General features: G+C 51.1%; 3 protein-coding genes. All 3 read left to right on the forward strand.

Annotated features, from left to right (window positions below; all coding sequences use genetic code 11):
• Positions 1-131: 131 nt before the first annotated feature.
• The 3 genes from JJQ72_RS18830 to JJQ72_RS18840 all read left to right on the forward strand — a co-directional run bounded on the left by JJQ72_RS18830 (position 132) and on the right by JJQ72_RS18840 (position 7,756).
• A complete protein-coding gene (locus tag JJQ72_RS18830; RefSeq protein WP_208204602.1) occupies positions 132-5,153 on the forward strand; it encodes a glycosyl hydrolase in 5,022 nt (1,673 codons plus the stop codon).
• A gap of 182 nt (positions 5,154-5,335) precedes the next feature.
• Positions 5,336-6,805: a methyl-accepting chemotaxis protein gene (locus JJQ72_RS18835; protein ID WP_208204603.1), complete on the forward strand. Its 1,470-nt coding sequence runs from the start codon at positions 5,336-5,338 to the stop codon at positions 6,803-6,805.
• A 381-nt stretch (positions 6,806-7,186) separates the two neighbouring features.
• On the forward strand, positions 7,187-7,756 hold the full coding sequence (locus tag JJQ72_RS18840) for a hypothetical protein (protein WP_208204604.1): 570 nt from the start codon (positions 7,187-7,189) through the stop codon (positions 7,754-7,756).
• The last annotated feature ends 598 nt before the right edge of the window (positions 7,757-8,354 follow it).

Here is an 8,354-nt window from a genome sequence, read left to right on the forward strand (position 1 = left end):
TGCTTTTTTGTGTTCTTATTTTTGATGATCTACCTTTTATTAAAGTAAATATTGATTTTAATTAAGTTTAATATTAAAGTAATAATTAGAAATTATAAGTTAAATATTAGGTTATAGAAGGAGGCGAAAGGATGAGAAAATGGCGATGGAAGCCTTTGATTTCCTCGGTGTTAATGTCAGCCATGGTCATGAGCAGTGCAGGCGGAGTGGCTGCGGGTGAACCCGTGTCTTCACAGTCCACGGAGAAGGGCTTACTCACGTTTCATTTTGAAGAGAATCACCAGGGCTTTAGCAAGAAATGGGGGAGCTACTTTGCGGCAGAGCCTGTTTCGGCAGTGGAGCATAGCCGAGATTTACAGCGTCCGGAAAATGAAGGCGCTTTAAAGGTAAACCTGAGCTTTAGCGGGGGAGATTATGAAAGCGCTACAATAGGGGTTGGCATTCACAATATTTCTTCTTACTCTAAAGTAGAGTATGACATTTATGTGCCCATCGAGGGCTGGGAGGCATCGAGTCAATTCAAAGTCGAAACCGGGTTAAATACCCCCTGGAAGTCACTGGGGACCATGCAAAGCTACTTCGTGCTGCAGGAAACAAGGCAACGGATTAACGGTCTGGAATATGCAGTAATTCATAAGGAGGATCTCATCACCGAGGCAGGACAGCAGGGGGATCTCATCCTGCAATTTGCAGCATATAAGAGCAGCTTTAAAGGCGCTGTCTATGTAGATGATGTAGTGCTTACAGCTGCTGTCTCGGATGATTCCGGATCAGGTGCTGGGCCGGGCCAAGCACATGCGGAGACGACCTTCAATCAAAGCTTGGAGGGGTGGAGCACGGACGCTTCACATGCTTACCAGGCTGCCTTCGGATCTCTCCCTCTTGAGCACACCTCAGATCTTGGAGGAGCACTGCAAATCAATGCTGTATTGACGGATCCCTCCAAGGATTGGCAGGAGCTTCGTGTAGGCGGGGAGCTGCCAGAGCTTCATCAGGCCAAGAAAGTCACCTTTGACATGTATATATCTCTGGACGATCTGGCGCAGCCGTATCACTCCACGCAGCTCAAGCCTTATCTGGTGCTGGACCCCGGCTGGGTCAAAGAAGGTCTCGGAACGAATGACCGGAGTATCTCTGATCTGGAGGTTGTAACTGAAGAAATTGACGGTATACAGAAGAAGCTAGCTAAGATGGAAGCCAGCTTCCTGATTTCGGGAATGGGAAAGAGCAAGCTGCATATTGGCTTTGTTGCAGGCGGTATCGTGTATGACGGTCCCGTGTTCATTGATAACATCAGGCTTTGGGAGGCTTCATTTAACGGAGGTGTGAAACCGGTGATTGACCCTAAACCGCAAGCTGTCATCCAAACCGAAGGCTTTGGCAAAGAGGATCTCACTCTCGTTGATTCTCAAGCCTCAGACCCGGTGAAATCACTCTTTGCCTTTATGCAGGGCATTCGCGGCAAGTCGATGCTGTTCGGGCAACAGCATGCTACAACGCAGGGCCTTACTATGGAGGTGTTCGACGGTACTCAATCGGATGTGTTGAATGCCGTGGGTGCGTTCCCGGCTGTGTATGGGTGGGATACGCTGTCTCTTGAGGGTAAAGAGGAGCCGGGGCTGCCTTCCAGTACCCGGGAGCAGAACGGAACAGCGTTGGCTGAGGTCATGAAAATGGCTTATGAACGTAATGGCATCTTAACCCTAAGCATGCATGCTCCCAACTTTGTCACTGGCGGGGGTTCCTGGGATACAACGCCGGCGGTTAGCCGCGTTCTGCCTGGGGGAGATCAGAACGAGGACTACAATCAGTATTTGGATATGATTGCTGAATTTGCCCTGAAGATGAAGGATGGCCAGGGTCGCGATATCCCTGTTATATTCAGGCCCTTGCATGAAAATACCGGGAGCTGGTTCTGGTGGGGAGCGGCATTCTCATCTCCGGAGGAGTATAAAAATTTGTTTCGATACACGGTGGAGTATCTGAGAGATGTAAGAGGAGTGCATAACTTCCTGTACTCTTATTCTCCGAATAACGGCTTCCACGGAGAGGCGGGCTATTTAAGCCGTTATCCTGGCGATGCTTACGTCGATATTTTAGGTATGGATGCCTATGACAGCGCTCATACAGAAGCTTGGATGGACGGCCTGGTTGCAGATACCGCTGTCATTGCCAAGATGGCGAAAGAGAGAGGAAAGGTAGCCGCACTCACAGAGGTCGGATTAAAGCAGAAATCTGGCAACAGCGGCGATAGTGGGATGCTGCTGACGAACAATGCCCGCAAAGAATGGTTCACACAGCTGCTGGGCAAGATCAAAGCCAATCCTGCAGCCCGAGAAGTCACCTACTTACTAACCTGGCGGAACGGAAACAGCGAGCATTTCTGGGTCCCTTATCGTGACCACCCGCTGTATGGAAGCCATGAGATGCTGGATGACTTTACCGCTTTTTATAACGACGATTACACGGCCTTCAATGATTCTCTTCAAGGCGCTAATGTCTATGGCATGCAGGTAAGCAGCAAAAGCAAACAGCCGCACTTCTATCTGCTGACTCCGACACCCGGACAAACTGTTAGAGGGGACATTACTCTTCGTGCCGGCGCCTATAATGGAACGGTTACAGCAGTAACCTACTCCATGGACGGGGAATCGGAGCGAATGATGCAGTATAATCCGTTGAGTGGCTATTATGAAGCTGTATGGAGCCCGGGACCTGAGCATAATGGACAGAAGGTAACGATTGAAGCCAAGGCCGTCTTTACAGACGGGACCATTCAAGTGCAAAAGGCGGCGGTCCAGGTATATGCTGAACTATTGCTGCACGCATATACGTTTGATCAGGATCTAGCCGGAGCTGTTTATGAAGGGGCCTGGACGGCAGAAGATGCCAGCGTAACCGGCAGTGTGTACCATGCAGCGGAAGTCGGAGGCGGGTCTATTGGTCTCCAGGCTCAATTTACGGATGCGCCGAATGGGAAGTCCGGGACCTACCAAGAGGTTAAGATCAAGCTGCCTCATCTGCATCACCAAGTGGATATGTCTAGAGTGAACAGGATTGAATATGATATTTTGATTCCGGAATCTGCACCGGACAGTGTATTCAAGCCCTATCTCATCATGAATTTAACAGACGGCGGTTATGTCAAGGTGGGTGAGGGCCTGACAGAGCTGACCAAGCAAGACTTTGTAAAAGAAGATGGGCGGCTGAAATATACTGTCTCTCTGGAGGTTTACGAGCCGGAAGCCCGAGATCTGGTACTTGTTTTTGCTGCTACAGACTGGAACTATACCGGACCGATCTATGTGGATCAGGTTCGATTACTAAATGTTGAAGCTGAGCCGCATGAGGATCCGGCGATTGTGGACACCTTTGAGAACTACGGTGGTGATCAAAGCGCACTGGACAATGTATACAGCTCCAACGGCGATCCTGTTGTGCTAAGCCTGAGTGGTGAGGGCGCGCGGGAGGGAGAGTATGGCTTACAGTATGATTATTCCCTTGCCAGCAATGGCTATGGAGGTCGAATCAAGCTGTTGTCCTCCGAAGGACGGGACTGGTCAGCGTGGAATGAGCTGCATTTCTGGATGACACCTGATGGAAAGAAGCAAAAGCTGGTCATTCAGCTCAAGGCGAATGGCGTTACTTTTGAAGCTTATCCGTCTCTTGGAAACAAGGTGTCGAGGAAGGTTGAAATTGCTTTTAAGGATTTTACAACCGCCAGCTGGGATCGCGCCAATGCCGGCAAAAAACTCGATGCTCAGCATCTGCCTAAGGTACAGCAATTTGCCATTTACGTAAATGCGGTGGATGGCGAGCAGCTGCAGAGCACCTTGTATTTTGATCATATCACTGCAGCATTAGGTGATGGAGTCAGTCAAGGGCTGGCAGATCAGGCAGAGGAAGGATCTGTGCCTTCTCCGGCACCAGGGCCTGTACCGAATCCCGCACCGGAGCCGTCTCCCTCGCCAGTACTGAACCCTGCGCCGGAGCCGGCATCCACACCGATCCGGGCACAAGACGTGCCGGGGCAGGTGGTCCTAAAGAACCCTAAGGTGAGTCAAGGCATTCTGAGTGTCCCGGTTACTGTTCAAGATCAAGAGCTGCTACTCTATGGCGATTCGGCTATGTTCAACCCAATCCATACGCTGGTAGTGGACGGAGACAATCTGAAGATTAAGGTTCCTGGCAACGTGCTGTCCCAGCTGCGCTCGCTTCTAAAGGAATCACAGCTTGAAGGTGCAGCCGTTAAGCTGAAGTTCGGACCAGACGCATTCCAGCGCAATATGAATGACTTGATGAATGAAGCAGCCTCACTTTACAAAGCGAAGTTGAACCCGGCAAGTGCTGTGCACAATGTGCAGTTGTCCATCGTTACAGCAGATGGTGCTGAGAAGATATTGAAGCAGTTTAACAGCCCGCTCACCCTTCAGCTTAAAACAGATAGTGATACCCAAACGGAGCTGCTAGGCATGTACCAATGGGATGAAGAGGATCATGTTAAATATGCAGGCGGGGAAGCGAGGGGTGGCTTCATAGTCACTGAGCTGCTGGAACCCGGCAAATATATGGTTATGGAATACGAAAAAGCTTTTGTCGATGCTAAAGAAGAGCACTGGGCTTACCATGCTATACGAAACATGGCTGCCAAGCATATTATGAACGGAATCAGCCATACGCAGTTTGCTCCTGAACAGGCACTGACCCGTTCTCAGTATGCCGCCATGCTCGTTCGAAGCCTGAGGCTTGAAGGCTTCGAGCATGCTGCGGCTTTTACGGACGTAAACCCGGAGCAATGGTATGCCAAAGAGCTGTCCGCAGCCGTGCAGGCCGGCATCATTACAGGCCGTCCTGATGGCACCTTTGGCCCGAATGAGGAGCTCACTCGTGAAGAAATGACAGTCATGCTCATGCGAGCCTATGCCATGCAAACCAAGGGCACTGGTGCGCCGGGGAGAGCTCTAGGCTTCGCAGACCGTGAGGAGGTCAGTCCTTGGGCTGTAGCTGCAGTGGATGCTGCATATACAGCCGAAATGGTTAATGGCCGCAGCAATGAGCGTTTTGCGCCCAAAGAGAAGGCTACAAGGGCGGAAGGGGCACAGATTATATCTGTCATGCTTGAGAAGCTGGCACAGAGCAAAGCCCAGCAATAATAAATAAATGATGCCTATCGCAGTCTGTCCTCCAAAGAGGGCGGGCTGCTTTTTTTTTACAAACGTCTTCAAATCGTAAACCTATTCATGAAATATTATCCTGTTGAAAAGAGGCGTCACCATGTACAATCATTTATAGCAATTTACGACAATATTCGACATTGAGTGAGGGGACTTCAGGCATGACACATCTGCAGCAGCATTTACGCGATGACCTTCGGCGGAAGAACGGTTGGATTTTTAAAATTTTGGTGATGAACGGGCTATTATCGATTGGGAGTCTGGTTGGTCTTGGAGCAAGCCTGGACATGATCCTGATGAACCTCATCGGCAATGTGGTGATGCTAGGCTCCTTTGCATTTTTTCATTTTCGGCATCGGGCTGTGACCTATATTCCGTTCATACCTATTGTTGGCTATACGTTAATTACGTTTGGCGTGTCCATGTTAAAGCCGGATTTCGTTAATGTGTTCGCAGTTTTTGTGATTCTGATCTTGTCGATGGTGTACATGTATCGCTCTTATTTGTTGACCGGGATTATCTGTGGTTTGGTGTTAATACTGTATATTTTGTTCGGGCAAAGTGAAGTCCTCGGATTGGAAAAATACGCTTCCAGCTCGGCATTCTATCTCTACATTCTCGGGTCGGTCATCCTGCTCTTCTTCTCCAAGGTTACGGGAAGCCTGGTGAAGGATATTGCGGCGTCTTCCTCTCAAAGCCAGACCTTATATGAACAAATGTCCCAGCAAAAAGAGCATCTCCTCCAGGAAACCTCCGGCATTTCCACGGAGCTGACCTCGATCACGGCAGCAAGCATTGACAATTTGGAAGCGTTCCGCCGTATGGGAACTGCCTTTGAAGAAATGACGGAGGGAGCGAACGAGCAGGCCGCGTCCACCCAAACGATCACCGACAACATCCACAAAACCTCCCAGCAGCTTACAGCGATGACGGAGGCTGTGCATATGCTGAATCAGCAAGCGGCGCAAGCCAAGGTGACTTCCCATGAAGGCGGTCTCCGGATCACGGAGATGGATGTGCTCATGAAGGAGCTGGAAACGGTACTGCTCACCCTTTCCCAGAGCATGAAGGAGCTGGATGGGCGAATTACGGAAACGGAGGGCTTCAATCAGGTCATTCGTGCTATCGCGGACCAGACGAATCTGTTGTCGGTCAATGCGAGCATTGAGGCCGCCAGGTCAGGGCAGTATGGAGCAGGCTTTTTGATCATTGCCAGCGAGATTCGCAAGCTTTCAGAATCTGCCGGTGATTCTGCCAAACGGATTTCGAACAATTTATCGGATATTACGATGTACTCCCAGAACACGCTGCACCGCCTGAATGAGGTTGTGTCCAGAGTCGCAGGCAGCTCGGAGACGACTTCAAGCGCCCGGGCAGCCTTCCAGCAGATCGACGCGGACATTGGGAATTTGAATGGTAAGGCGGAGGAAATGGAAAGGATGATTACCGGTGTAACGGAAGCCAATCAGTCCACTTATGATGTGACCCATGAATTTATTTCGATTTCCCAGCAAACGGCGGCGACCATGGAGGAGCTGAAGGCTTCCGTGGATGAACTGCTATACAGTAATGAACGCAGTGTGCAGAGTCTGCGGCAGGCGGATCAAAGACTAAACAACATGCAGGTTTAGGCCTGAGCGGCTTACAGCCCCGTCATCTCCTGGAATGCCTGAGGGCAGGAAAAGGACGCGGGGTTGTTTTTTTATATAGAGTGCTGATGTAAGCCAGGTGCAGGGACAATGGACGGGGATATGGGTATGGATAGAGAGTGAGCGGTTGAGACAGGTTTCGCGCTCCGCGCAGTTCGCTTGGATTTCGGGATGATTATAGATTGGCGTGTGACACCCGTTTCGCACCACCGCGCGCTGGGAGCAACGCGCAGTACAGATTTAAGCGAAGGGTTGATATTTTGGATGTGTTTGAAGTCGTGAGGAGTTGTGAGGGTCAAATTGATGTCATGCTCAGCCCGGGATCGTGCCGGGTGATTCTAACAGGGATGAGGAGGCCGGGGAATGCGTCGGTGGGTTATATTTTTTACAGAGCGTCTGTACCAGATGGTGAATTGGAAGTGGGTTGCTGTGGCGGTATTGGTGTTCGCGGGCTTTATCGCATGGGTCCTGCCAAGGCAGGCAAGCTTGTCGGAGTCCGCATCGGGGAGCGGGGAATCTCCGGATTCCTCGCTGTGGTACACCTCGGCAGACTTGTACCGGATTGCAGAGATCTATGGGGAGGAGGGACGAGCACATTACATTGAGGCGCGCTTTACCTTTGATGTGATCTGGCCGCTGGTGTACCTGGGCTTCCTGACGATTGCTTTGACTGCCGCATATGTCTTTCTGTCCTCGGGCAGTCGGTGGAGGGCTGTCAATCTGCTGCCACTGGGCGGCTGGGGGTTTGACTGGCTGGAGAATCTCGGCTCCTCGCTGGTGATGTACCGCTATCCTGCCCGGACTCCCGTCATTGCCGAGATGACGCCCGTCTTTACACTAATCAAGTGGTGTCTTATCTACGCCAGCTTCGGCGCGCTGGTGGTTGGCATTGTGCTGTCTGTACTCCATAGGTTTAGGAAAAAAAGAAGCTGACGCGCGCCGTGCGCGCCATGCGCGGGCGCGGGGGCGCGGGCGCGATCAGCGGCTGGAATGAGTGTGGTTTTTCGCGTTCGCTGGCTCTAGATCCGCTGCAGTGGCGCGATGAGTGTGGTTTTTCGCATTCGTTGGCTTTGGAACCGCTGTAGTGGCGCGATAAGTTCGGATTTTCAAGTTCGTTGGCTCCAGACTCGTCGCAGCGGCGCAACGAGTTCGGATTATCGCATTCATTGGCTCCAGAACCGTCATAGTGGCGCAACGAGTTCGTTTTTTCGTGTTCGTTGGCTCTAGACCCGCTGCAGCAGCGCAACGAGTTCAGTTTTTCATGTTCATTTACTCCAGACACGCCACAGCGGCGCAATGAGTTCGGTTTTTCGCATTCGTTGGCTCTAGACCCGCTGCAGCAGCGCAACGAGTTCGTTTTTTCGAGTTCATTTACTCCAGACAGGCCAAAGTGGCGCAACGAGTACGGTTTTTCGAGTTCATTTACTCCAGATCCGCTGCAGGTGGCGCGATGAGTTCGGATTTTCGAGTTCATTTACTCCAGATCCGCTGCAGTGGCGCGATGAGTTCGGATTTTCGAGTTCATTTACTC

It is taken from the genome of Paenibacillus sp. F411 (genome assembly GCF_017582705.1).
GTDB lineage: Bacteria > Bacillota > Bacilli > Paenibacillales > Paenibacillaceae > Paenibacillus_AQ > Paenibacillus_AQ algicola.